The organism is Xanthomonas prunicola (assembly GCF_025266575.1).
GTDB lineage: Bacteria > Pseudomonadota > Gammaproteobacteria > Xanthomonadales > Xanthomonadaceae > Xanthomonas > Xanthomonas prunicola.
In genome coordinates this window covers 2,221,405-2,244,659 of sequence record NZ_CP096142.1, presented here as the reverse complement: position 1 = coordinate 2,244,659, position 23,255 = coordinate 2,221,405, and the positions used below count along the sequence as shown (strand labels likewise).

22 protein-coding genes and 1 pseudogene are annotated in these 23,255 nt (G+C 62.9%); 9 read left to right on the top strand and 14 right to left on the bottom strand.

From position 1 onward, the window contains the following. Window positions 1-156: 156 nt before the first annotated feature. From kdgT to M0D43_RS09630, 3 genes are all read right to left on the bottom strand, one after another. Window positions 157-1,113, bottom strand: a complete 957-nt coding sequence (kdgT, locus tag M0D43_RS09640; RefSeq protein ID WP_252164444.1) for a 2-keto-3-deoxygluconate transporter — start codon at window positions 1,111-1,113, stop codon at window positions 157-159. Window positions 1,114-1,267: 154 nt separating this feature from the next. After that, window positions 1,268-2,725: an OprO/OprP family phosphate-selective porin gene (locus tag M0D43_RS09635; protein ID WP_252164443.1), complete on the bottom strand. Its 1,458-nt coding sequence runs from the start codon at window positions 2,723-2,725 to the stop codon at window positions 1,268-1,270. Between the two features lie 835 nt (window positions 2,726-3,560). Continuing rightward, entirely contained in the window at window positions 3,561-4,439 is an 879-nt protein-coding gene (locus M0D43_RS09630; protein WP_252164442.1) for an SDR family oxidoreductase, read from the bottom strand. A 135-nt stretch (window positions 4,440-4,574) separates the two neighbouring features. On the opposite strand from M0D43_RS09630, the gene M0D43_RS09625 reads away from it, so the two are divergent. Further along, window positions 4,575-5,006 (top strand): winged helix-turn-helix transcriptional regulator, encoded by a 432-nt coding sequence (locus M0D43_RS09625; protein ID WP_033003188.1) that lies wholly within the window; start codon window positions 4,575-4,577, stop codon window positions 5,004-5,006. Between the two features lie 677 nt (window positions 5,007-5,683). Here the strand turns inward: M0D43_RS09625 and M0D43_RS09620 are convergent. The 8 genes from M0D43_RS09620 to M0D43_RS09590 all read right to left on the bottom strand — a co-directional run bounded on the left by M0D43_RS09620 (window position 5,684) and on the right by M0D43_RS09590 (window position 10,859). Continuing rightward, on the bottom strand, window positions 5,684-5,932 hold the full coding sequence (locus M0D43_RS09620) for a hypothetical protein (RefSeq protein ID WP_252164441.1): 249 nt from the start codon (window positions 5,930-5,932) through the stop codon (window positions 5,684-5,686). An 88-nt stretch (window positions 5,933-6,020) separates the two neighbouring features. Next, window positions 6,021-6,473, bottom strand: a complete 453-nt coding sequence (locus tag M0D43_RS09615) for a hypothetical protein (protein WP_252164440.1) — start codon at window positions 6,471-6,473, stop codon at window positions 6,021-6,023. A gap of 66 nt (window positions 6,474-6,539) precedes the next feature. After that, window positions 6,540-6,809 carry a DUF6869 domain-containing protein gene (locus tag M0D43_RS22165; RefSeq protein WP_425510673.1) on the bottom strand — a complete coding sequence of 90 codons (270 nt, stop codon included), beginning with the start codon at window positions 6,807-6,809 and terminating at the stop codon, window positions 6,540-6,542. Between the two features lie 172 nt (window positions 6,810-6,981). Then, a complete protein-coding gene (locus tag M0D43_RS09610) occupies window positions 6,982-7,467 on the bottom strand; it encodes a hypothetical protein (RefSeq protein WP_252164439.1) in 486 nt (161 codons plus the stop codon). Window positions 7,468-7,864: 397 nt separating this feature from the next. After that, the gene (locus tag M0D43_RS09605) at window positions 7,865-8,791 is read right to left on the bottom strand and encodes a CPBP family intramembrane glutamic endopeptidase (RefSeq protein WP_252164438.1); all 927 of its coding nucleotides are present in this window, start codon (window positions 8,789-8,791) and stop codon (window positions 7,865-7,867) included. Between the two features lie 461 nt (window positions 8,792-9,252). Continuing rightward, window positions 9,253-9,630 (bottom strand): DUF4145 domain-containing protein, encoded by a 378-nt coding sequence (locus M0D43_RS09600; RefSeq protein ID WP_260808257.1) that lies wholly within the window; start codon window positions 9,628-9,630, stop codon window positions 9,253-9,255. 392 nt (window positions 9,631-10,022) lie between these two features. Then, window positions 10,023-10,340: a hypothetical protein gene (locus M0D43_RS09595; RefSeq protein ID WP_252164437.1), complete on the bottom strand. Its 318-nt coding sequence runs from the start codon at window positions 10,338-10,340 to the stop codon at window positions 10,023-10,025. A gap of 63 nt (window positions 10,341-10,403) precedes the next feature. Further along, on the bottom strand, window positions 10,404-10,859 hold the full coding sequence (locus M0D43_RS09590) for a hypothetical protein (RefSeq protein WP_252164436.1): 456 nt from the start codon (window positions 10,857-10,859) through the stop codon (window positions 10,404-10,406). A 521-nt stretch (window positions 10,860-11,380) separates the two neighbouring features. On the opposite strand from M0D43_RS09590, the gene M0D43_RS09585 reads away from it, so the two are divergent. Continuing rightward, window positions 11,381-12,400, top strand: a complete 1,020-nt coding sequence (locus M0D43_RS09585) for an integron integrase (RefSeq protein ID WP_252164435.1) — start codon at window positions 11,381-11,383, stop codon at window positions 12,398-12,400. Between the two features lie 244 nt (window positions 12,401-12,644). Here the strand turns inward: M0D43_RS09585 and ilvD are convergent, their stop codons facing one another. Continuing rightward, window positions 12,645-14,483 carry a dihydroxy-acid dehydratase gene (gene ilvD, locus M0D43_RS09580; protein ID WP_252164434.1) on the bottom strand — a complete coding sequence of 613 codons (1,839 nt, stop codon included), beginning with the start codon at window positions 14,481-14,483 and terminating at the stop codon, window positions 12,645-12,647. A gap of 173 nt (window positions 14,484-14,656) precedes the next feature. Between ilvD and M0D43_RS09575 the strand changes: the two genes are divergently transcribed. Next, window positions 14,657-14,923, top strand: coding sequence for a YkgJ family cysteine cluster protein (locus M0D43_RS09575; protein WP_101363050.1), 267 nt, complete (start codon window positions 14,657-14,659; stop codon window positions 14,921-14,923). 25 nt (window positions 14,924-14,948) lie between these two features. Here the strand turns inward: M0D43_RS09575 and M0D43_RS09570 are convergent, their stop codons facing one another. Continuing rightward, window positions 14,949-15,494: a gamma carbonic anhydrase family protein gene (locus M0D43_RS09570; protein WP_252164433.1), complete on the bottom strand. Its 546-nt coding sequence runs from the start codon at window positions 15,492-15,494 to the stop codon at window positions 14,949-14,951. Then, window positions 15,491-15,715, bottom strand: a pseudogene (locus M0D43_RS09565) (hypothetical protein). The gene M0D43_RS09570 and the pseudogene M0D43_RS09565 overlap by 4 nt, the downstream one beginning before the upstream one ends. A gap of 240 nt (window positions 15,716-15,955) precedes the next feature. On the opposite strand from M0D43_RS09565, the gene M0D43_RS09560 reads away from it, so the two are divergent. The 6 genes from M0D43_RS09560 to M0D43_RS09535 all read left to right on the top strand — a co-directional run bounded on the left by M0D43_RS09560 (window position 15,956) and on the right by M0D43_RS09535 (window position 23,084). Next, window positions 15,956-17,266: an MFS transporter gene (locus M0D43_RS09560; protein WP_252164432.1), complete on the top strand. Its 1,311-nt coding sequence runs from the start codon at window positions 15,956-15,958 to the stop codon at window positions 17,264-17,266. A 149-nt stretch (window positions 17,267-17,415) separates the two neighbouring features. Next, complete coding sequence (locus tag M0D43_RS09555) at window positions 17,416-18,675, top strand: HD-GYP domain-containing protein (RefSeq protein WP_260808167.1); 1,260 nt, start codon at window positions 17,416-17,418, stop codon at window positions 18,673-18,675. 437 nt (window positions 18,676-19,112) lie between these two features. After that, entirely contained in the window at window positions 19,113-19,643 is a 531-nt protein-coding gene (locus tag M0D43_RS09550) for a MarR family winged helix-turn-helix transcriptional regulator (RefSeq protein ID WP_101363047.1), read from the top strand. Between the two features lie 134 nt (window positions 19,644-19,777). After that, window positions 19,778-20,770, top strand: coding sequence for a SphA family protein (locus tag M0D43_RS09545; protein WP_260808256.1), 993 nt, complete (start codon window positions 19,778-19,780; stop codon window positions 20,768-20,770). Between the two features lie 33 nt (window positions 20,771-20,803). Continuing rightward, a complete protein-coding gene (locus M0D43_RS09540) occupies window positions 20,804-21,571 on the top strand; it encodes a coniferyl-alcohol dehydrogenase (RefSeq protein WP_252164431.1) in 768 nt (255 codons plus the stop codon). Window positions 21,572-21,602: 31 nt separating this feature from the next. Further along, window positions 21,603-23,084 (top strand): benzaldehyde dehydrogenase, encoded by a 1,482-nt coding sequence (locus tag M0D43_RS09535; RefSeq protein WP_252164430.1) that lies wholly within the window; start codon window positions 21,603-21,605, stop codon window positions 23,082-23,084. Window positions 23,085-23,255: the final 171 nt, after the last annotated feature.

Below are 23,255 nucleotides of genomic sequence, written 5' to 3'. Positions count from 1 at the left end.
GCGCCGAATCGGTGGTGCCGTTGGTGCATTTGGTCAGATGATTGTCAGTGGCTGTGGGCAGGCGTCGCGCGGAGTGTTTTCGCGCGGTCGTCATACAGGACGGACCACTGAAGGCCAGCGCATTCCGCCGCACCATGCATGACACGCGCAAAGACCTTAGCCAATGTGTTGCCGGCTCCGGCGTGCGTGCAACGCGGTCAGCAACGGCACCAGCAACGAGGTGACGATCACTGCGCTTGCCACCAGCGCAGTCGCAGCCGGCGCGGCTGGTGCAAACTGCGGCGCCATGCCAGCGATCAACGCCGGTGTGGCCACGGCGGCACCGGCCGTGCTGGAAGCGGCCACCCCGGCCGTACCATCGCCGCCGCCGAGCCAGCGGTCGGCCAGCAGCAAGGGCAGCCCGGTGATCACGATGACCGCCACGCCCAGCAGCACCCCGCTCGCGCCCGTGTGGACGATGGTCGACAGATCCAGCGTGTTACCGAGTGCGAAGCCGAAGAAAGGCACCAGCGTCTGGGTCGCCTGTGCGAAGAACTGCCGCAATTCCGCATCGAGATTGCCGAGTGCAAAGCCGAGCAACAGCGGCAGTACCGCACCGACGAACAGCTGTGGTTCGAACGTGGCCAAGCCACTGGCGCCCAGGATCAGCATGGAGATCAGCGGGCCCGATTCCAGCGACATCAGCACCACCGCACCGGCATCTTCGCTGCTGCCGTACTGCTGCATCAACGCTGCGTAGAGTCCGCCGTTGGTCATGTCCATCGCCGCGACCAGTGCCAGGACCGACAGCCCGGTCAATGGGCCGCTCGGCACACCGGCGATAGGTAATAGCGGTGCGCACAGCATCGCGACGAGCCAGGCCACCGCGATCTTGGTCAGCACCAGGCTGCCAGAACGGCGCAGCACGCGACCGGAGGCGCGCAGCTGGATGGTTGCCCCCATGCAGAAGAACCACACCGCCAGGATCGGGACGGTGCCGCTGATCAAGCCGTTGCTGAAAGAACCCAATGTGCTGCCGGCCTGTGGCCAGAGCGTATGGCAAAGCGCCCCGAGTAACAGGGGGACCAGCATCATCCCACCAGGAAGCCGCTCCACCGTGGCCTTGATACGCATGCGCTATCCAGTGAGCGCGTCACGCCGCGCGGGGCTGGCAGCATGGCGCAGGCACGAGCGTGGAGGCAGATCCCCGCGCGAACGCATGCGGCCGCATGCGAAAGCGCCGGTGATGGCCGCCGCCGCAGCCATCACCGGCACGTCCCGACGTTGCTCAGTAATTGACCTGCAACTGCAACCGCAGCAAATCGCCTTCCACCACCGGATACGGTGCCGTGCCAACGTCGGTGCGCTTCATCTTCGCATAGGCGAACACCAGTTCCAGCGCGTCCATCGGCTGCCATTCGACACCGGCTTCCACTTCATCCAGACGCATGCGCGGGGCATTGGTGTCGAACTTGGAACCGCCACGGTAGGTCTGCCATTTCAGGTACGGCAGCAAGGTGCCGTAGTTGAAGTCGTGCTTGAACATGGCCTGGACATAGCCACCGCTCAGCGAACGAGTGCGAATGCGGCGCTGGGCCACATCCAGTTCCGGGCCACGGCCCACCGTCCACTCGGCCTGCAGACCGAACGGCTGCGGGTAGTAGATGATGTGCGCTGCCACGCGCTGGTCGGTATAGCCATTAGGCTCGGTAATGGCCGGTGTGAAGCTGCGGCCATCGATATTCACTGCTGCGGCAGTCGGCACGAAGCGGCCGGCGTAGGCGTCCGCACCCACTTCCAGATACTGGCCGTTGGCGAACTTGAACGGGTAGGTGGCGTGCACCACCGCGTGCATGCTGTCGTTACGCTCGGCACGGTTGGCACCCTGGCCGTTGTACACACCGGCACCGACCACGCCGTAGTCGCCAGACCCTTTCAAGCCCGACTTGACCAGATCCTGGAAACGGCTCTTGGCCACGGTGGGGCTGTAATAGAACACCGCACCGATATCGCGTTCGTCGCGCAAGCCGGAGTTGAGTGCATCGGCGCGATCCAGCGAGAGGCGGTTCTGGCTGGACTGCAGATTTTCCCAGCCGTAAGGCATCTTCGACTGGCCCACGCGCACGCGGTACTCGCGCTTCTTGTCGAAGTAGATGTCGGCGTAGGCATCGCGCAGCTGCGCGAAGTTGGAAGTGGTCGAACCGGTCGGCGTGCTCGCGAAGTCCGGCTGGAAATACAGCGACACGTGTTCGTTGAGATCGCCGCTCAGCACCAGGCGTGCACGCCGGATGCCCAGGCTCTGGTCGTTGCCGATAAAGCGGTCGCCCGGCGCGCGCAGGTCTTGCGCATCACCGCCAATGCCCTGGTTGTAACGGATCTGGGTGTAGCCGCGCAGGCTGAGTTTGTCGTACCACTTCTTGCCAGCGTCGCCGGACTTGGCCGGCGTTGGCGCTGCAACCGGGGCAGCAGTCGGCGCGGCCTGGACGACGGCAGTATTGGCGGGCGCCGTGGCTCCCGGCGCGGGCGGTAGCGGCTGTGCAGGTGCGGCCGGCATTGCCGACGCCGGCAGCTTGCCGTTTTCGTCCACCTGCACGAAGGTGCCCAGCTTGTCGCGCCCCGGGGCCGGCTCGGCGAAGATCTGCTTGGTCTTGCGGTCGACGTACAGCTCCAGCTCGGCGGCAAGCGTGCTGCCGCTGGCGGTCGCGCTGAGGGCGCACAGGACAGTGGCGAGATTGCGTTTTTTCATTGGTCCGGCTCGTGCAAGGGGAACGGGTCGGCGGCTACGTCGATCCGGCGCTGCACGGGGCGGCTGCACGGCGTGGGAGCGCCTGCCAGGGCGCCGGTCGTCCTGACGTAGCGGCAATAGCAGCAGTTATATTTAGATTTGATGTCATTTGGGTGACATTAGGGGCCTGGCAGGCGCCGCCCTCGTGTCACCGTCGTGTCGGGGCGATGGCAGTTATGCGACCAACGTGAGGCGAGCCCCGACACGACGCGTGGCTGAGGTGGCCGCGTAGACCTGCATGTGGGAACGCGTGGTCGTGGCGTAACGCAAATCGCGCATGGGCCATCCATGCCTTCGATGTCGCGCATCGCCGATGGCTGCGCGGTATTACCTGCTGGAGGCGTCAGCGTGCATGGGTGCGGGGGTGTGCGTCTGCGCCGCCAGCGTGCATCGGCGAGCACGTGCAATTGGCAGCGACATCGGGACGATCACATTGCCGTGTGCAGCGCCGGGAGTGCGCCGCGCAGTGTCCAGGCTGTCCAAGCGTCCAGCGCTATCAGCAACGCAGTGCTGCGTCGGCGCGATCACAGCATCAGCTGCCGATCACGCGTGATACGCGCGGTTGTTGATCGGCTGCTGGCGCAATGCCACTGCCGATCGCCTTGAGTAACGTCGCTGGTCTAGCGCACTGACGATGATCCCGACACACCCAGACGCCCGGCCATCGCCGTCGGTCGCATGGGGTGAAGCACCACGAAGGTCGCCGTGATCGCAAATGGTCACGGCGAACCTCCTCAACGACGAGCGAAGCACTGCGTGCCCAATAGCTCGGCAGCGCAGTGAGCGCCGCCGCGACTCAGCGCGCCGCGAGCGCTGCAGCCACTGCATCACGCAGTGGTGTAGTGGCACGACCAATCAGCCGGCTCAGCGTCTGGCTGTCATCGAACAGGTCGCCGCCGCGCGAGGCCGCCGAGCACTGCGCCAGCACCTGGGCGAAGCCAGCGGGCAGGCCGATCTGCACCAGCGCCGCCGCGTAATCGGCTTCCGGCAGATCGTGATAGGCCACCGGCTTGCCCGACTGCTGCGCCACTTCGGCGGCGTACTCGGCCATGGTGAACGGGGTATCACCAGCCAGCTCGTACACCTGCCCGGCCTGTGGGGCATCGGAGGCCAGCACCGCCGCAGCGGCTGCGGCATAGTCGGCGCGCGTGGCGGCACTGATCTTGCCCTCGCCAGCACTGCCGATCACTGCGCCGTGGGTGACCTCTGCGGCAATCGAGCCGGTGTAATTCTCGGTGTACCAGCCGTTGCGTAGCAGCACGTGCGGCACGCCGCTCTCGCGCAGCAGTGCCTCGGTGGCCACATGCTCGGCGGCCAGCGACAGCGTGCTGGTATCGGCATGCAGGATGCTCGTGTACGCCAGCAGTTTCACCCCGGCGTGCTTGGCCGCTTCGATCACGTTGCGGTGCTGCGGCACACGCTGGCCCACCGCATTGGACGACACCAGCAACACCCGGCCCACACCGACGAAGGCCGTTTCCAGGCTCTGCGGGTTCGCGTAGTCGGCCTGACGCACAGCGATGTCGCGTTTTGCGAACTCACCAAGTGACGCGGTGTCCCGAGCCGTTGCTACGATGCGGCTGGCAGGCACATGTCCGAGCAGCGCCTCGACAACCAGCGCACCCAACTGCCCGCTGGCGCCGGTGACAAGGATCAAAGGGGATGCAGATGTCATGGTGGGCTCCGTTGGGTTAGTTTAAGAGATTTGGTCTACTATCTAGACCTATTTGTCCGTCAGCATAGTGTCAGCGCCGCTCGGGCCTCCGCAAGGAGGCAGTTTTGTTCCCCCTGGTTACCGTGAGATACCCCTGTGAATGCGATTGCCCTGTTCCCGCCGCCGCCGTCCCTGGAAGGCCCCTTCGATGCCACCAAGTGCCCCGTGCGCGATGTGCTCGACCAAATCGGCGACAAGTGGACCCTATTGATCCTGCTGACGCTGATCCCCGGACCGTCCCGTTTCAGCGCCATCCAGCGTGCCGTGCCGGATATCTCCAAGCGCATGCTCACCCAGACCCTGCGCAACCTCGAGCGCAACGGCATGATCACCCGCAAGGTCTACGCCACCAAACCGCCGAGCGTGGAATACGCGCTGTCCAAGCTGGGCATCGCACTGCTCGGCCCGGTCTCGCAGCTGCTCAACTGGGCGGGCGAACACCACGCCGACATTCGCGCCGCTCGCGAGCGCTTCGATCGCGCGCAGCAGACGGTAGTCGCGCTGGATCGTGACGAAGCGATGGCGTAGGCGTAGCAGGCGCCCATGCGATGTAAGTGGATGCGTTGCCGTGATCGAGCGCGCTTGGGGGGCGCATCGGCTGACGGCACTGACTGCAGAAATGCGCTTACGGCATCTTTGCTTGCGTGTCTCTTTTGTGCGGTCTAACGCCTGAATTAAGCCGAGCCGCGCGGCGGTTTCGGCTTGAATGAATTGTTAGGGGGCAGCACGGCTACGCTCGGACCACTCCCTCCAGTAAGCCTCTGATGCCGCGTCAAGCTCTGACAGCGCGACCGGAGGGCCGTTGTCCAAGGATAGGGCACAACTTTTGTAACGGACCGACAGCGTGCCCATGACACAGCAAATCTCAAGCGGATCGCCTGCCTTAGCGCTGAGAATCTCTGGCTCTAACGCCGCAATTGCCGCCAAGTCCAAAAGCACGGGCTCATCGTATGGGTGGAACGTGAAGTGCGTGCAGCCCGAAAGGAGCACGACGAAACCGGTGCCCTCGCCGGGAAAACGGTTGCGAAGGTAGCCGATGGACACGAGCAAAGAGACGTCACCAGGCACGGAGCCATCTACGCGCTCAATGCTTCCGTCGTGGAGAAGGTTCCATAGCGACGAATCCACAACTGCCCCCTAACGCTGGAATTAAGCCAAGTTGCGAAGCAACTTCGGCTTGAATGAATTGTTAGGAGGCTGATCCATTAATGGACGCCGCTGGGCAGACCAATGAGGGAGTCAATTCCCTCATCCCGAATAGTGCGCAACGCCTCGTCGAGTGCGGCCTGGTCCGTTGCGAATAGGTCATCCCAGACGGTGGAGTTGTTGAACTCATCAACAGCCTCAAGGGTCCAGTCGGTGTCGGGTCCGCGATAGATCTCTAGGCGAACAGTGCGGCCATCGGTCGTGACGGAGCGGCATAGGGGCGATGTAACAAGCTGATAGTTGTCCATGAAGAGTCTCAGTTGCGATTGTCTTTGCTCATCCGCCTGACGCCTGAGCTAAGCCGCGCCGCGAAGCGGCGTCGGCTTGAATGAATTGTTAGGCCGCACCTAGGTTGGCTGCGGCCTGCATGACCAATTCTACTGACTCAACGGAAGTCCAGGACACGTCAGGTGGTTCCAAAGAAAGGATATCGACGATGTCGCTTCCTGAGACTATGGAGTAGTGGCAAGGCGTCCGTCCGAAGGTAACCGCCTGCACAGAGTCCGCCGCCCACTCCGAGTTCTCGACTTGCAAGAAAGGGAACGTCCAGTTGCCGCCGGGTGACTTTGGTAGCTTCGGAACACCCGATTCGCCCGGCCACTGATGGTCGAACTCCTCGTGCGTTGCCACGGCCCTGAAACCCTCGAAGCGCAAGACAAGCAACTGACCATTGCCAAAGTCTCCATCACACACAACGGTCATGGAGCCGGCGAAGTGCTGGAGGATAAAAACACCCGAAAGATACTGAGGGACGTGTTCGATCGGACGCCAAGACTTGAACGTTTGCATGGATGTGCCTGAGCGGCCTAACTCTTGAATTAAGCCGCGTCGGCTTGAATGAATTGTTAGGCGACACTACCACGCGACACCCCGAGCAGCCTCAACGCGAGCCCAAATGCTTGGCGTGCTGCTGGTCCATACGCCTCCGAGCAGATGACGGAATGCCGGATCACGACGAGCCTGAAGCTCAATGCGCTCAATAAATTCGGGGCCAGATCTATCAATAAGGTCCTCAAGCGGTCCAGCCGCGAGTACGCCAACAACTGATTCCGGCGGATTGCGCGACAAGACCTCCAGGATTGCAGCCCAACAATCCTCGGCGCTTGCAGAATCTCCGGGAAGCATGAAGCGTTCCGCTGCCCAGAAAAGGGGGTGGCCATTAAGGGAGCGATCGCTGTCCTGCTGGAGGGCGATGTACGCGGTTGCCCAGTCCTTGATCGCGTGCGAGTCCATGTTTGTGTCGCCTAACACCTGAGTTAAAGCCGACCCGCGAAGCGGGTTCGGCTTGAATGAATTGTTAGCGCCAACCCGCAGCATGCCGATGCTCACATGCGAACTGGATGGTGCGCAGAAGTGGATATTGCTCTGGAATTGCGGCTTTTGCCACGCGCTTGCCAGAAATGCCAGCGACGATCTCAGCGAATAATTCTGCCGTGGTCATGATCCGGCCACCGGCCAGCGACTTGACGTTGGCATTGCTGGCAAAACCGAGCAGCGCAATTTGCTCAATCTCTGACGGGAGCACGATGCCTTGGAAGAGAGCGGGGATATGGCAGCGGCCTGCCAAGAACTTTTTGGCAAAGCGCTCCTCGCGTTTGGCCCAAGTGTGAGCGTCCATGGACGGCTCCACATGCACCAAATGTTGTTTCTCTGGGTGGAAGGCGACCACGTCAAGCTCGCAGTCGTAGCCACCCTTGTCGCGTTTCCCAACCTGCACGTTGCGGCGGACGAAGTACCCGCGATACTCGTACCACTCTGCCACCAGCTGCTCGAGATGATTCATGTGGGCGCTAACGCTTGAATTAAGCCGAGTTGAGAAGCAACTTCGGCTTGAATGAGCTGTTAGGCAGTGAGTGACCGCGAAGGTTGGATGATGCAATCCGGCTCCCCAGCACTTCCGCCTGGACCGAGTTTGCCACAGCTTGCGGGATGGAGCTTGCCCAGCGACACCCCGGCGCGAGTGGCCACCGAAGCCAAGCGCAACTAGCACAGCGCGCCAATGACGTACTAGCGCGAAGCACCGAACTTACCGCAACCAGCAACGGTGATGACGACTGCCCGGAGCCGACCGTGTGCATGTTAGTGAACATACCGAAGCCGGCCCACCAACTGACTTGCTCCACCAAGGCTAACGCCAGAGTTAAGGCGCGTGAGGTACGCACGTCGCCTTGAACGAATTGTTAGGCCGCCGGCTTGAGGAAGGCGCCACGCCGTCGTGCCGCGCGCAGCAACAGCACAACCACGACTGTGGCTGACACGATCACCAGCAGCGAACTTTCCGGACCGAACATTCCGCCGGTCAGCCAGTCGGGCCCGGCATAGCGGCTTTCGAGCGGCGCTACGGCGCGCCAGTCCTCGATGCCGGAAAGCGGCACGCCACTGAGAAAGATGGTGAAGTTCCATGCTGCGTGATTGGCGGCCACCACCCACAGGTTGCGCGTCAGGACGAACAGCCCGCCCCATAGCAGGCCCAGCACTGTCACTGAAATCAGCATGGCTACGATATCGCCGGGTCCACCGTGCGCCACGTTCTCCAAATGCGGCAGGGCGAACAGCACCGCTTGCACCGCCAATGCCACCACTGTTCCCCAAGCCCGCTCCAGCAGACGAAACAGCAGGCACCGGTGGACCAGCTCTTCTAGGGTGGCCGCAATTACAATGAAGGCTGCCACGCCCAGCAGAGCCGGCGAGGCGCCGCGAAACAGCACCAATTCGTAGGCGCCGAACGCGAACAGCATGGCGATCGGCAACGCTACCAGAGCGGCGCCGCCTACACCGCCAAGTATCAGGGGAACCGGCTGCAGCTGCAGCTGCAGCTCGGTCGCTTTGCGCCTTTCATGCCAGTGCACATAGGCCCAGTAGCCCAGGATGGCCACAAGGATGATGCCGGCACGTCTGAACACGCTGAGCCATGCGGGTCCAGGCTGGAACACCGTATCGATCAGTGGTAGCAGGCCTTGCCGAAAGACCAGTACCGAACCCATGATCGCCACTCCGCCCAGCAGGAGCGAGCCGAGCATCCGGAAGGTGATGCGTATGCGCTGGCGCGCGATGCCTTCCGATTCTGCAGGAAGGGTGCGGCTTGGGTCGAAACGATCAGAAGACATGGCATCTTTGCTGGATAGAGATGAGTCAAGGGGGCAGAGAATCTGCAGCCGGGTCGTGATCTTGCATGTCGGCCTAACGCTTGAATTAAGCCGAATTGCGAAGCAACTTCGGCTTGAATGAGTTGTTAGGCGGTGAGTGGTCGCGAAGGTTGGATGGTGCAACCATGCTCCCCAGCACTGCCGCCTGGACCGAGTGTGCCACAGCTTGCGGAATGGAGCTTGCCCAGCGACGCGCCGATGCGGACTGCTACCGAGGCCAAGTGCAACGAGCGCAGCGCGGAAGTGACGTACGAGGGCGAAGCACTAAACTTGCAGCAACCAGCAACGCTGATTACGACCGCCCGGAGCCGACTGCCTGCATGCCAGCGAACCAACCGAAGCCGAAGCCACCGACTGATTTGCTCTACCACTGCCTAACGCCGGAGTTAAGCCGAGCCACGCAGCGGCGTCGGCTTGGACGACTAGTTGGGCCTCTCGCGCCGCGCCAAACGCCGCTCATTGGCGATTCTCAGCCGCGCCGGCTCGGTGAAAAGCCGCTCTAGCAGCGCAAACGTGAAGTCAAATAGGTCTTCCGCATCTTGCTTTGCAAGCGTTCCGTCATGCGCCCCGTCGTTGCCATCGTCCTTGATGCAAGTAGACAAGTCGCGCAGGCCTTCGGGCAAGCGGCCAGTGTCAATTAGCCAGGGCAAGCGGAAACCAAGGTTTCGCCTAATCTTCGAATTTAATCCGTCTACATCTTCCGCTGGAAGCAGTGCGCGCGTGGCTCTATCGACACAAAGCCGGAACATGGTTCCAGCCGCATTGTTACAATTAACGGCCAAGCAGGTCGCGCCTTCCACGAAAGCTGAATGAATGTCTGGAGGCAGATGCTCTGGTGGTGGAGCTGCATCCCGATCTTTGGCTGTGATGTAGCCGTCGACACGCACAAGTTTGTTGGCCGAACCGGGTAGATTACTTAGTCCCTTTTGGGCAATGTACTCGGCCTCGCGTATGCCCTCGTCTGTGAGCACGAACACTGTTGAACGACTGCAGTGACGGCAAACGCAGAAGGCTTCGTGGCAGTTCTGCCACCCATAATTGTTACGGACGACTGTTGAATCAAGAAGGTCGAAGGTCGTCTTCGCAGCCCCGCACCGCGGGCAGTCTGTTACTAGCTCGGCCACATTCTCTCCTAAGGGGCCCAACACCTGAGTTAAGCCGCGCCGCGAAGCGGCGTCGGCTTGGACGATTGTTAGGCCCCGGCGACAAGTTCTACCGACGCCGCTGTTACGGCAATGAGCCCACGGACTAGGTAAATGTAACTGACGCCTGGCGTTTCCCCGCTCACCCAATAGCTCACGTTGCCCGCGCCTGCGTGGTCCTCGAGTTGCCCGAAATCCGCGAGCTGGTTGAAGTGGCTCACTCCCGTGAACCGAAGCACGGCACGGACACGCTCCCGCACCTCTTCATCCGGGTAGTACGCCAGATGCACTTCTGCAACTCGCGCGGCTGGATCGAGGTGCACAGCGAGTAGCTGCGCATCGTGAAGTTCAAGCTGCGAGAGATCCATTTCCGGGGCCTAACTGTCTGAAATTAAGCCGATCCGCGAAGCGGGTTCGGCTTGAATGAATTGTTAGGCATTGGCCGCAGCTTTGAAGATGCTAGGGCCAACCTCTACAGCGATTGGCTCAAACAAGGTGATGGAGTTTGACTCGGTGAAGAGACCATGCCGTTTATTGACATACGGAATGTATACGAACCTAGAGAAGCCCCTGCTCTCAAGTAGAACGCGTATACCGTCAGGAGCAGGCGGCTCGTACTCAAGCGGGATATCTACATTTGCTGCTAGTGCGGCTGCGGCAATCGAGCCCTCGGTGGCGCTGGAAGTGAAAGCCTCTCCGAGAAGACGATAGATGTCTTGTGCGGCTGGATTCTCCTCGCCGTTGTAACCGCCGGCAGCCGTCACATTACCGTCAAGGCCAAGCGTCGCGCCGAATGGATGAAACTCCCCATCGCTGGTGAGCATGGTCTCGCCGAAGTCGATGCAGTAGGTCAGACGCTCATAGAGCTTCTCTGGAGATGCGCTCATGTTTGTTCCAATGCCTAACGCCTGAGTTAAGTCGCGCCGCGAAGCGGCGTCGGCTTGAATGAAATGTTAGGCGCGCTGCGACGCCGTATGAGCTGCCGTCTGTTTGAAATGACTACAGTCCACGGAAAGTATTGTTGCACTTACCGCAGGGGCAAGAAATTACCCAGGCACAGGGCCTTGACTCATTGCGAAGGGTCTGCGGCTCTACGGAAATCTGCCCGCCGCAAACGACACAGAGCTGATCCACCGGCTCACCGTTCTGTGACTGACCGAGCGCAATAAGTACCGGCCCCGCCTCTGTTGGAAGCTTGGTCATATCCAAGCCGGTCAAATACTTGTGGGAGCTGGTCATGCGCGCCTAACTTCTATTGGACCGCCTAAAAGCGGTGTTGCGCGAAGTATCGACTAAGCCCTGATATCTGTGAAGGGGGAATTCCGATTCCGTAACAATGACTTGCCGGATGGCGACCAATAGTCTCGGCATCGATGCTGCTTGCGTTATCCAATGTTCGAGCAGGCGTATGAGTTACACCCGTGACGATGCAGGCGTAACGACGCGCCTGACCCCGAAGCTGCTGGATCAGGTCCGTGGTCGGCTGCGGCTTCGCCATTACAGTCTGCGGACTGAGCAGGCGTATGTGGGATGGATCCGACGCTTCATTCTGGCCAACGGCAAACGGCATCCAGGACAGATGGGGCTAGTAGAAGTAGAGGCGTTTCTCACCGAACTGGCGACGCGGGGCCAGGTGTCGGCCGGCACGCAGAATCAGGCGCTGGCGGCACTGCTGTTCCTGTATCGCGAGGTTCTGGGCGTAAAGTTGCCCTTGATGGAGAATCTGGTGCGCGCCAAGCGGCCGCGGCGCATTCCCGTGGTGCTCTCGGCCGAGGAAGTCGCGCGTTTGCTGACGATGCTGGAGGGGTCTTGCCGGCTGATGGCGGGGCTGCTGTACGGCAGCGGGATGCGGCTGCTGGAATGCCTGCGCTTGCGCATCAAGGACGTGGATGTAGCTCGCGGCGAGATTGTGGTGCGCGACGGCAAAGGGGGCAAGGATCGGCGGGTGCCGCTGCCGCACAGTCTGCGTGGGGAATTGATGCAGCAGCGCGAACGGGCGTTGCTGTTGCACGCCGCTGATCTCGCCGAGGGGGCAGGGCGGGTGTTCCTGCCACACGCGCTGGCGCGTAAGTATCCCAATGCCGATGTCAAGCCCGGCTGGCAGTATCTGTTTCCCGCCGCACGTCGCCCTGTGGATCCGCGCAGTGGGCGCGTTAGTCGGCATCACATATCGGAAGAAGTCCTGCAGCGTGCGGCGCAGGCGGCACGGCGACAGGCTGGCATTGCCAAGCCTGCAACCTGCCACACGTTGCGGCATTCATTCGCAACACATTTGCTGGAAGCCGGCCACGATATCCGCACCGTGCAGGAACTGCTCGGCCACAAGGACCTGGCAACCACACAGATCTATACGCATGTGCTGGGACGCAGTGCATCGGCGGTGCGTAGTCCGCTGGACGGGCTCAGCCGTCTTGGTGGCGAGGCGTAACGCGAGGGCAGCGACGCAGTGATCGGATGCTTGCTACCACGCCACTAAAATCACGCGTTCTGATACACCAGAGCGTGCGATGAGGACGGCCAATCGCCGCATTGGCTTGCAGTGACTCAGCGTTGTACTGCAAGCAAGTTGGGATGACCAAGTTGAATCATCATGTCCCACCGAATGCGTTGCATTGCGCTGGCCATCCGAAGCCAGCTCGCCACCGCATACCGCATACCGCATACCGCTGGCCTCAGCCGTCCAGCAACGCCTTATCCCGCACCGCACCCTTATCCGCACTGGTGGCCAGCAACGCATACGCTTTCAACGCAGTGGTGACCTTGCGCGGGCGCACTTCGACCGGCTTCCAGCCGTTGGCTTCCTGCTCGGCGCGGCGGGTGGCAAGTGCTTCGTCGGAAATCAGCAGATTGATTCCACGATTGGGAATGTCGATCAGGATCTTGTCGCCGTCGCGCACCAGGCCGATGGCGCCGCCTGCTGCCGCTTCGGGCGATGCGTGGCCGATCGATAATCCCGAGGTGCCGCCGGAGAAGCGGCCGTCGGTGAGCAGGGCGCATTGTTTGCCCAGGCCCTTGGATTTCAGGTAACTGGTGGGGTAAAGCATTTCCTGCATGCCGGGGCCGCCCTTGGGGCCCTCGTAGCGGATCACCACGACATCGCCGGCTTTCACTTCGTCGGCGAGGATGCCCTTGACCGCCGAATCCTGGCTCTCGAACACGCGCGCGGTGCCTTCGAACACGTGGATGGATTCGTCCACGCCTGCGGTTTTCACCACGCAGCCGTCGCGGGCGATATTGCCGTACAGCACGGCCAGGCCGCCCTCCTGCGAGAACGCATGCGCGACATCGCGGATGCAGCCGTCGCGGCGGTCGGTATCCAGGCTGTCCCAACGCGTCGCCTGGCTGAAGGCGATCTGCGTGGGAATGCCGGCCGGGCCGGCCTTGTAGAACGTGTGCACTGTTTCATCGTCGTTCTGGGTGACATCCCATTGCGCGATGGCATCGGCCAGCGTGCGTGCGTGCACGGTGGCAGCATTGGTATGCAGCAGGCCGCCGCGTGCGAGTTCGCCGAGAATGGCCATGATGCCGCCGGCGCGATGCACGTCTTCGATGTGGTATTTGGGCGTGTTCGGCGCGACCTTGCACAGCTGCGGCACGCGCTTGGACAGGCGGTCGATATCCTGCATGCCGAACGGCACGTCGCCTTCCTGCGCGGCAGCGAGCAGATGCAGGATGGTGTTGGTCGAGCCACCCATCGCGATGTCCAGCGTCATCGCGTTTTCGAACGCTTCGAAGGTGGCGATGCCGCGCGGCAGGGCAGTGGGGTCTTCGCCGCCGTACCAGCGGTGGCACAGCTCCACCGCCACGCGGCCGGCGCGCAGAAACAGTTGTTCGCGGTCCGCGTGCGTGGCGACAACCGTGCCGTTGCCCGGCAGCGACAGGCCCAGCGCTTCGGTCAGGCAGTTCATCGAGTTGGCGGTGAACATGCCCGAGCACGAGCCGCAGGTGGGGCAGGCGCTACGCTCGAATTCGGCCACCTTTTCATCGGAAGCGCTGTCGTCGGCGGCGATCACCATCGCATCGATCAGATCGAGCTTGTGTTCGGACAACTTGGTCTTGCCAGCTTCCATCGGCCCGCCGGAGACGAACACGGTGGGGATGTTGAGCCGCAGCGCGGCCATCAACATGCCGGGGGTGATCTTGTCGCAGTTGGAAATGCACACCAGCGCATCGGCGCAATGCGCATTGACCATGTATTCGACCGAATCGGCGATGATCTCGCGGCTGGGCAACGAATACAGCATGCCGTCGTGGCCCATCGCAATGCCGTCGTCCACGGCGATGGTGTCGAACTCCTTGGCCACGCCGCCAACGCGTTCGATCTCGCGGGCGACCAGCTGACCAAGATCCTTCAGGTGCACATGCCCGGGCACGAACTGCGTGAACGAGTTGGCGATGGCGATGATGGGCTTGTGGAAATCGCCATCGCGCATGCCGGTGGCACGCCACAGGGCGCGGGCGCCGGCCATGTTGCGGCCGTGGGTGGAGGTCTTGGAGCGGTACTCGGGCATGGCGAATTCAACGGCTGATCAGCGAGCGTGGCTGGCAATTAGACCGCGTCGCGACTGTTGCTGCTGCAACCGTCGCAGGTGCGTTCCGGTGGCTGGACACGTTAGCACGCGGTGTTGTGCACGGCGGCGCTGACCTCGGGCGAGACAACCCGCTGCGCCGCTACACTAGCGCCATGTCTTCGCCACTTTCCTGCCGCCCGGGCTGCGCTGCCTGCTGTATCGCGCCTTCGATCAGTTCGCCGATTCCTGGCATGCCCAACGGCAAGCCGGCCGGCGTGGCGTGCGTGCAGCTGGACGCGCAGTTGGGCTGCCGGTTGTTCGGTTCGCCGCTGCGTCCGGCGGTGTGCGGCAACCTGCGGCCGTCGCCGCAGATGTGCGGAACCTCGCGTGAGCAGGCGCTATCCATGCTTACAGCGCTGGAGCGCGCCACCCAGCCCTGAGCGGCGGCGCGCACCATGACGGCGGTCAGCTGCCGCTGGGCACGCCCAGGTACTGATCCTTGAGCCGCACATAATGTTGCGCGGAGTAATGCAGGCTTTCGATTTCCTTGTCGCTGAGCGTGCGCGCCAGGCGTGCGGGATTGCCCAGCCACAACTCGGCTTCGCCGACCACTTTGCCCGGGCCAACTACCGCGCCGGCGCCGACAAAGCCATAGCGCTTGACGGTGGCGCCATCGAGCACGCACGCGCCCATGCCGATCAGGCACAAGTCTTCGATGGTGCAGGCATGCAGGATGGTGCCGTGGCCCACGGTGACGTCCTCGCCGATCACGGTGGGGTAGCCAGCCTTGTTGAACGGGCTGTGGTGGCTCACGTGAATGATGGTGCCGTCCTGCACATTGGTGCGCGCGCCGATCTGCACATGATTGACGTCGCCGCGAATCACGGTGCCCGGCCAGACCGAGACATCATCGCCCAGGCTCACCTTGCCGATGATGGTGCAGGCCGGGTCGATGTAGACGCGCGCGCCCAGCTGCGGGCTGTGGTCCAGGAAGGGGCGAATCGGGGTCATGGCATCTCCGGCAAGTCCGCGTGCCGCCAGCTGCGGGCACGCTGCGGATGATACCTGCGCTGCGGTTGTCGCTGCGGCAGCGCACCGCGCTGCAGTAACCAACGCACGGATGCAATGCGTGCGAGGTCGTTGGCAGACGTGGCCGGGTAGGTCGACGTTCAATGAATTGTGTCGTGCCGGTAGATATCTAAAAGCCGTGGACAGCAGGTCACGCGGTGCATCCGAAGACATCGCCGCGCTGGCCAAGCGCAGCGGCGCATTTCCGATAAGCGCACAGCGCTGCGGTCATCGGTCTTGAACCGGCTGTGCAATGGGCTAGCGTGTGCAGGCGGTCGCAAGCCACTGCGCATCGGTGATTGCACGCATCGCTGCTCCGCCGCGTAGCCGGTCTCGCACACTGCGCCGTTCAACGGCCACTGCAGCGCCTTCGAACCAACCCTCTCTCACCACAGGACATGCCAATGCCTCAGCACACTGCATCGTTTGGGCATTTCATGCTGGAACGCATGACGCCGTTTCAGTGGAGGGCCGTCGCGGTGTGCGTGTTGCTGACGATGCTCGACGGCTTCGACGTGATGGCGATGGCGTTCACCGCACCGCACGTGTCGGCGGACTGGCAGTTGTCGGGCAAGCTGCTGGGCATGCTGTTCAGCGCGGGCCTGATCGGCATGGCGCTTGGCGCACTGGGGTTGGCGCCGCTGGCAGACCGCATCGGCCGTCGCGCGCTGACGCTAGCATGTCTGGCCATCCTGACCGTCGGCATGGGCATGTCCGCAATGGCCAGCACTGCATGGCAGCTCGGGGCGCTTCGGCTCCTGACCGGTTTGGGTATCGGCGGTATGTTGGCCTGCGTTGCGGTCACGGCAGGGGAGTTTTCCAGCCCCCGTTGGCGCAACACTGCCATCGTGCTGCAGGTGACCGGCTACCCGGTCGGTGCCACGCTGGGTGGCATGATTGCCGAACTGTTGATGCAGCAGTGGTCGTGGCCCGCGGTGTTCGTACTCGGGGCGGTGGCATCGTTGCTGTGTGTGCCGTTGGTGCTTGCATTCCTGCCCGAGTCGCTGGAGTTCCTGATCATGCGCCGGCCCCCCGATGCCGTCGCGCGCTTCAACGCCGTGCTGGCGCGGATGGGAATGCCGCCGCACGACGCATTGCCGCCGCTACCGCCGCAGTCTGCCACGCAGGCACAAGGCTATTCGGCCCTGTTTGACGCTGCCATGCGGCGGCACACGCTGCTGATCGCGCTTGGCTTTTTCTCGCTGATGTTTACGTTCTACTTCGTGATCAGCTGGACGCCGAAGTTGCTGGTGACCGCCGGCTCGTCGGCCACGGATGGCGTCACGGGCGGGGTGCTGTTGAATCTTGGAGGCATCGGCGGCGGCCTGCTGTTCAGTGCGTTGGCATCGTGCATGCGGCTGTCGCGCCTGACGATCGGATCCCTGTTGCTGATGGGCCTGGCGATGCTGGCCTCCGGCCTGTGCAGTACGCAGTTGAACTGGGCGTTCGCCGTCGCCTTGCTCACCGGGGCAGCGATGTTCGCTGCGGTGGGCGGCATGTACGCCATTGTTCCGATCGTCTTCAACGCAGCGGTGCGCTCGACGGCGCTGGGTTGGGCGATCGGTGTGGGGCGCTTCGGTGCGATCTTGTCGCCGTTCTGCGCCGGGGTGCTGCTGGACGCCGGATGGTCGCCGGCCATGTTGTATCTGGCCTGCAGCGTGCCGTTGCTGTTCGCCATCGTCGCCGTGCTGGGGATGCGGCTGCCCAAGCGCTGAGCGGCCCGCTCACAGCCGCGTTCGGCATCACGCCCGGGCCTTTCGTCGACCTGGCCGCGGGCCAAAGAAATCGTGCCATGTGCCGATAACACCGCAGACCGCCAAGGCGTGGCGAACTTTCCCTGGACATTGTGCAGACCAGCGCCGGCATGCTCAGAACCATCGACTCAGATCAACTCCGCCCCGGCATGTATGTCTACAAGCTGCTGGGCGCGTGGGTGCATCATCCGTTCTGGAAGACGTCGTTCCTGGTCGATTCCGACGATGTGGACAAGATCCACGACAGCGGCATCGAACAGCTGGTGATCGATACCGCGCGCGGGCTGGATGTGGAAATGCCCGCAAGCGCTGTCACGCACGCCGAACCGGGCGTGCCGTCGAGCCCCGAGCCTGCTCCGGCCCCCCCCGCGCCCGAACCGCCGGAGCCTGCTGCCAAGCCGCGTAGCGTGCGCACCAACAGCGTCACCGCGCAGGTCGGCATCGAAGCCGAGGTCGTGCGCGCACGCCGCATTTTCGAAGACGGCCGCGACATGGTCGAGGCGATGTTCCGCGATGTGCGGCTGGGGCGCACGGTCGACACCGAGGCGGCCTTGCCGCTGGTGGAAGCCATCAACGACTCGGTGCTGCGGCATCCGCAGGCATTGATCAGCGTGGCGCGTCTGAAGACTGCCGACGATTACACCTATCTGCATTCGATGGCGGTGGCCGGCCTGATGAGCGGGCTGGCCCGCCAGCTCGGTCTGCCGGAGGCGCAAGTGGTGGAAGCGGCAATGGGCGGCCTGCTGCACGACATGGGCAAGGCGGTGACGCCGTTGGAGATTCTCAACAAGCCTGGCCGGCTCACCAGCGAAGAAATGGACGTCATGCGCCAGCATCCGCTGGATGGCCATCGGCTGCTGGTGGCCGGCGGCGTGCAGAACGCGGTGGTGCTGGAAATCGCGCTGCATCACCACGAAAAAATGGATGGCAGCGGCTACCCGAATCAATTGGTGGGCGAACATATTTCGTTGATGTCGCGGATGGGGGCGGTGTGCGATGTCTACGACGCCATCAGCTCGGACCGCCCTTACAAACGCGGCTGGGATCCGGCCGAATCGCTCAAGCAGATGGCGTCGTGGAAGGGCCATTTCGATCCGACGATTTTCCAGGCTTTCGTACGTCGGCTTGGCATTTATCCGGTCGGCTCGTTGGTGCGGCTGGAGTCGCAAAAACTCGCGGTGGTGATCGAACAGACGCCCGATTCGCTGCTCAAGCCCAAGGTGCGCGTGTTCTATTCGGCCAAGTTGCGCAGCCACGTGCTGGTGCAGGACATCGACCTGTCGCGCCCGGACTGCCAGGACCGCATCGCGCAGATGGAAAGCCCCAGCGAGTGGGGCTTCCGCGATCTCGAAAAACTCTGGCTGCCGTAAGCGGGCGGCGTAGGCGAGGGGCTGACAGGCGCCGCAGCGGTGGCATGCCTTGCGCCGTGCACGCCGGCCGCCGTGACACCACCCTAGACAAATAAGACAGCTGCACGCGTTGCGACTTGCTTGCCGCCGCCGCCGTCAGTCCGCAGAGCGCCCCCAGCGAGCGAGCGCGACCATGCTGCGCTGCAGCTTGGCAATGTAGTTATGATCTATAACTATTCTGGAACGCAATCACTTGCCGACCGGAACCATGTCCCAGTCCTGCCCGGATCACCGCCGTCCCACCTCAGCCGCCGCGCGACGCCGCCGTTGCAAGGCGCGTGCGCGGAAGGGCGGTGTGGTGGACACGCGGACAGCGCATGCATCGGCGGCGTGGATGTCCACATCGCCGGGCTTGGCCGCGTCTACAATGCGATGCACGCCGGAAATCGGCGTTGCGGATGGGGCGCATCGTGCGTACCGGTCCGTCCGCTGCCTTTGTCGCGAGAACCGCCATGCCCGTCACCGCCCTTGCTGCGCCCTTGCCCGATGCTGTCACCACGGTGGATCAGGCGCGTCTGCTACGGTTGCTGGGGTATCGCATCACCCGCACCGAGTTGATGGTGCGGCGGATGTTCCAGGAGTGCGTGGCAGCATTCGAGCTCAAGCCGGTCGACTTCTCGCTGCTGATGCTGGTGGATGGCAACCCGGGTATCAATCAGCGCCAGATCGGCGATGTGCTGCACGTGTCGCCGCCGAATCTGGCAATCGTGGTGGCCAGGCTGGTCAAACGCCGCCTGCTGCGGCAGGTACGTGGGCGGCAGGACCGGCGCATGCAACATCTCTCGCTGACTGCAGCCGGTGCCGCGCTATTGACCGCTGCCGAAGCCGAAGTGCTGCGTATGGAGCAGCAACTCAGCGCCGTACTCGGTTCCAGCGAAGCACCCCTGTTGCGTGCCCTGGATCGTCTGGACCGTCTGGACACGCCGTAACCCGCGTCCGTCGGCCTTCCGCTGCACGTGCTGTGCGCAGCGCGGGGCATGCGCATGCCTGACGTTCGTGAGGTGGCACATGCCGCTATTGCTTCCCAACACTGGAGATGTCTGCAGTGATTCGATCATCGGTGATGCGTGGTGTTGGTATGGACGCAGGGTGGCAGGTTCGCGCGCTGCTCGGTGTGTTGGGAGGGGGGGCGGCAGGCACGGCACTGGCGCATGGCGTGCCACAGAGCGCGTCGCTGGCCAATGGCATCAACACCGGTGGCACCAGTTTTCTGGATGGGTTCACCAGCACCACCCGCGGGTTAGCGGTCGTCACTTACTGGCGGCATAACGCGTTGGACGCGATTAAGGATGCCCATGGCAACGATGTACCGGTGTTCGACAACCCGCGTATCGATTCCACCGTGCTGCTGACCCAGTTCGCTTACGTCACGCCCTATCAAGTGTTCGGGGGATCGCTAGGCGTCACTGCACTGGTGCCGCTGGTCAATCTGAATGCCTCGTTCGGGCGTAACAGCATCGCCACGCTGCGCGACAATGGCGCCGGCTTGGGTGATGTGACGTTCGGGCCGTATCTGCAAATGCCGCCGGTGATACGCGACGGGCGACCGGTGTTCTCGCAGCGGTTCGAACTCGATACCGTGGCGCCGGTTGGCAAGTTCGACCGCGACCGCGATCTCAACCAGAGTTCCGGTTACTGGTCGCTCATTCCGAGCTACGCATTCACGGTCCTTCCCACGCCCAATTGGGAAGTCAGCGCACGCATCAACTACATCTACAACTTTCGCAGCGAGCGTCGTCCGAACTTGCCGCCCGGGTTCGACTTCCGGAACGGTCAGGCAGGCGATGCGGGATGGATCAATTTCGCCACGTCCTGGGAAGTGACGCCGAAGCTTCGGCTGGGCGTTAACGCGTATTACCTGACGCAATTCCGCGACAACCGCACCAACGACGAGCGCGTCGCGGACAGCCGTCAGCGCGCGTTCTATGCAGGGCCGGGTGGGGTATGGCGCTTTGATGCCAAAAACATCCTGTTCGCCAACCTCTATCTACCCGTAGAGGTCAGGAACGCGGCATCCGGCACCAACGTGAATTTCGAGTATGTCCATGTGTTTTAGCGCCGGCACAGCTGGCTCCTTCGGAGGATGGCAATGAATTTACAGAACAAGACGATCGTGGTGACCGGTGTGGCGTCGGGCATTGGCGCGGAGGTCGCGCGGCTGGCACGGTTCCATGGCGCCAGGGTGATCGGTGTCGATCGCACGCCAGTGCAGATGACACTGCACGGTTTTCATCAGGCGGATCTTGGCGACCCGGCATCCATTGATGCCTTGGTGAAGGCATTGCCGGACCATATCGATGCGCTGGCAAATATTGCCGGGGTGCCGGGCACCGCGCCGCTGGATGTGGTGGCGCGGGTGAATTATCTGGGCCTGCGTCATCTGACCCAGGGACTGCTGCCGCGCATCGTGTCGGGCGGTTCCATCATCAATGTGGCTTCGATCCTGGGCGCCGAATGGCCGCAGCGTCTGGACCTGCACAAGCAGCTGGCCGCGACCGACAGCTTCGAAAGCGGCAGCGCATGGCTGGCGACGCATCCGGTGCCCCACGACACCTGCTACCAATACTTCAAGGAAGCGTTGATCGTGTGGACCTTGTTGCAATCGCGGCCCTGGTTCGCCGACCACGGCGTGCGCGTCAACAACGTGTCGCCGGGCCCGGTGTTTACCCCGATCCTGGGTGATTTCGCCGCCATGCTCGGCGAGGAACGCGTCAAGGCAGACGCCAAGCGCATGACCCGCCCGGCGTATGCCGACGAAGTGGCAGAGGGCATCGTCTTCCTCGCATCCGACGCCGCCCGCTGGATCAACGGCATCACCCTGCCGATTGATGGCGGGCTGGCTTCCACTACGCTGTAATCCCCACACGTTTTTAGCAGGAGGCTAGACCATGAATGCTCTTTCCAGCGCAGTGGCCGCTGCGACCGACACGCCCGCGTGGCACGGCTGTCTCTTCAATGGTGACTGGGTGCCCGGTCACGGCGGCACCTTGCCCGTCCATGAGCCGGCAACCGGTGCCTTGCTGCATGAAGTCGGCAAGGCCGACCTGGCCGATGTCGCTGCCGCGATCGCGCAGGCCAAACAGGCGCAGCGCGCCTGGGCAGCCACGTCGCCGCGCGAACGTGCTGCGGTCTTCCATCGCGCCGCGCAAGTGATGCAGGCGCGCAGTGCCGAAGCCACGTTGCTGATTGCGCGCGAAACCGGCGGCATCCTGCCCAAGGCCCAGCGCGAGGTGGATGAATCGGTGGTGTTTTACCAGCAGGCTGCTGGAATGCCGCTGCAGGCCAGCGGCCAGATCTTGCCGACATCAGCCGGCCAACTTAGCCTTGCACGCCGTCTGCCATTGGGCGTGATCGGGGTAATTTCGCCGTTTAATTTTCCGTTGATTCTCTCGCTGCGTTCGGTAGCGCCGGCACTGGCCATGGGCAATGCGGTGATACTCAAGCCCGACCCGCGCACGCCGTATACCGGCGGCGTGATCATCGCGCAGGTACTGGAAGAAGCGGGCCTGCCCAAGGGGCTGCTGCATGTGTTGCATGGCGATGCCCAGATCGGCCAGGCGCTGGTGGAATCGCCGGACGTCCCGATGATCGCGTTCACCGGCTCCACGGCCGCGGGCCGCCGCATCGGCGAAATTGCTGGACGCCATCTGAAAAAAGTGTCACTGGAACTGGGTGGCAACAACGCGGTGATTGTGCTGGACGATGCGGATCTGGACAAGGCCGCATCGGCCGTCGCATTCGGCGCCTACATGCATCAGGGCCAGATCTGCATGTCCACCGGGCGTGTGCTGGTCCAACGCGGCGTAGCGCAGGCGCTGACTCAGCGGCTTACCGAAAAGGCGCGGCATCTTCCGGTAGGCGACCCGGTGAGCGGCACCGTCGCATTGGGTCCGATCATCGACCAACGCCAGCTGCAGCGCGTCATCGACATCGTCAACGATAGCGTCGCCGCTGGCGCGGTGGTCGAAGCTGGTGCCACCAATGAAGGCCTGTTCTATGCGCCAACGGTGTTGTCCAACGTGCGCCCCGGCATGCGCGCGTTCGACGAAGAAGTGTTCGGTCCGGTGATCAACATCACCGTGTTCGACACCGATGAAGAAGCCGCCGAGTTGGCCAACCAGGGCGAGTACGGGCTGGCGGCAGGCATCCTGTCGGCATCGGTCTCGCGGGCGCTGGCGTTAGGCGAGAAGTTGCACATCGGTCTGCTGCATATCAACGATCAGACGGTGGCCGATGAGGTGGTCAATCCGTTCGGGGGCACCGGTGCATCGGGCAACGGCACCAGCGTCGGCGGCCCCGCCGATTGGGAGCAGTACACGCACTGGCAGTGGCTGACGATCAAGAACGAAGTGCCGCAGTATCCGTTCTGATGGAGGCGGCTCGGCGATGGAGTGGCTGACTTGGCCTCTCCATCCTCGCACGATGACGGTCTGTGCCGATCCTCGTTGACTTCGTTGCTTGTGTAGGCCTGGTACTACCTTTAAATGCAGCCGGCAGAACATTCTCCCTATGGCTCGCACAGCGAGTGAGTGACCTCGCTC

Coding starts and splice junctions, on each gene's coding strand:
- M0D43_RS09635 (WP_252164443.1), bottom strand. CDS start 2,725: ATGAAAAAACGCAATCTCGCCACTGTCCTGTGCGCCCTCAGCGCGACC.
- M0D43_RS09630 (WP_252164442.1), bottom strand. CDS start 4,439: ATGACATCTGCATCCCCTTTGATCCTTGTCACCGGCGCCAGCGGGCAG.
- M0D43_RS09570 (WP_252164433.1), bottom strand. CDS start 15,494: ATGACCCCGATTCGCCCCTTCCTGGACCACAGCCCGCAGCTGGGCGCG.
- M0D43_RS22165 (WP_425510673.1), bottom strand. CDS start 6,809: ATGCTTCCCGGAGATTCTGCAAGCGCCGAGGATTGTTGGGCTGCAATC.
- M0D43_RS09555 (WP_260808167.1), top strand. CDS start 17,416: ATGCTCAGAACCATCGACTCAGATCAACTCCGCCCCGGCATGTATGTC.
- M0D43_RS09545 (WP_260808256.1), top strand. CDS start 19,778: ATGCGTGGTGTTGGTATGGACGCAGGGTGGCAGGTTCGCGCGCTGCTC.
- M0D43_RS09585 (WP_252164435.1), top strand. CDS start 11,381: ATGAGTTACACCCGTGACGATGCAGGCGTAACGACGCGCCTGACCCCG.
- M0D43_RS09535 (WP_252164430.1), top strand. CDS start 21,603: ATGAATGCTCTTTCCAGCGCAGTGGCCGCTGCGACCGACACGCCCGCG.
- M0D43_RS09550 (WP_101363047.1), top strand. CDS start 19,113: ATGGGGCGCATCGTGCGTACCGGTCCGTCCGCTGCCTTTGTCGCGAGA.
- M0D43_RS09620 (WP_252164441.1), bottom strand. CDS start 5,932: ATGGACAACTATCAGCTTGTTACATCGCCCCTATGCCGCTCCGTCACG.
- M0D43_RS09590 (WP_252164436.1), bottom strand. CDS start 10,859: ATGAGCGCATCTCCAGAGAAGCTCTATGAGCGTCTGACCTACTGCATC.
- kdgT (WP_252164444.1), bottom strand. CDS start 1,113: ATGCGTATCAAGGCCACGGTGGAGCGGCTTCCTGGTGGGATGATGCTG.
- M0D43_RS09610 (WP_252164439.1), bottom strand. CDS start 7,467: ATGAATCATCTCGAGCAGCTGGTGGCAGAGTGGTACGAGTATCGCGGG.
- M0D43_RS09560 (WP_252164432.1), top strand. CDS start 15,956: ATGCCTCAGCACACTGCATCGTTTGGGCATTTCATGCTGGAACGCATG.
- M0D43_RS09605 (WP_252164438.1), bottom strand. CDS start 8,791: ATGTCTTCTGATCGTTTCGACCCAAGCCGCACCCTTCCTGCAGAATCG.
- M0D43_RS09540 (WP_252164431.1), top strand. CDS start 20,804: ATGAATTTACAGAACAAGACGATCGTGGTGACCGGTGTGGCGTCGGGC.
- M0D43_RS09615 (WP_252164440.1), bottom strand. CDS start 6,473: ATGCAAACGTTCAAGTCTTGGCGTCCGATCGAACACGTCCCTCAGTAT.
- ilvD (WP_252164434.1), bottom strand. CDS start 14,483: ATGCCCGAGTACCGCTCCAAGACCTCCACCCACGGCCGCAACATGGCC.
- M0D43_RS09575 (WP_101363050.1), top strand. CDS start 14,657: ATGTCTTCGCCACTTTCCTGCCGCCCGGGCTGCGCTGCCTGCTGTATC.
- M0D43_RS09595 (WP_252164437.1), bottom strand. CDS start 10,340: ATGGATCTCTCGCAGCTTGAACTTCACGATGCGCAGCTACTCGCTGTG.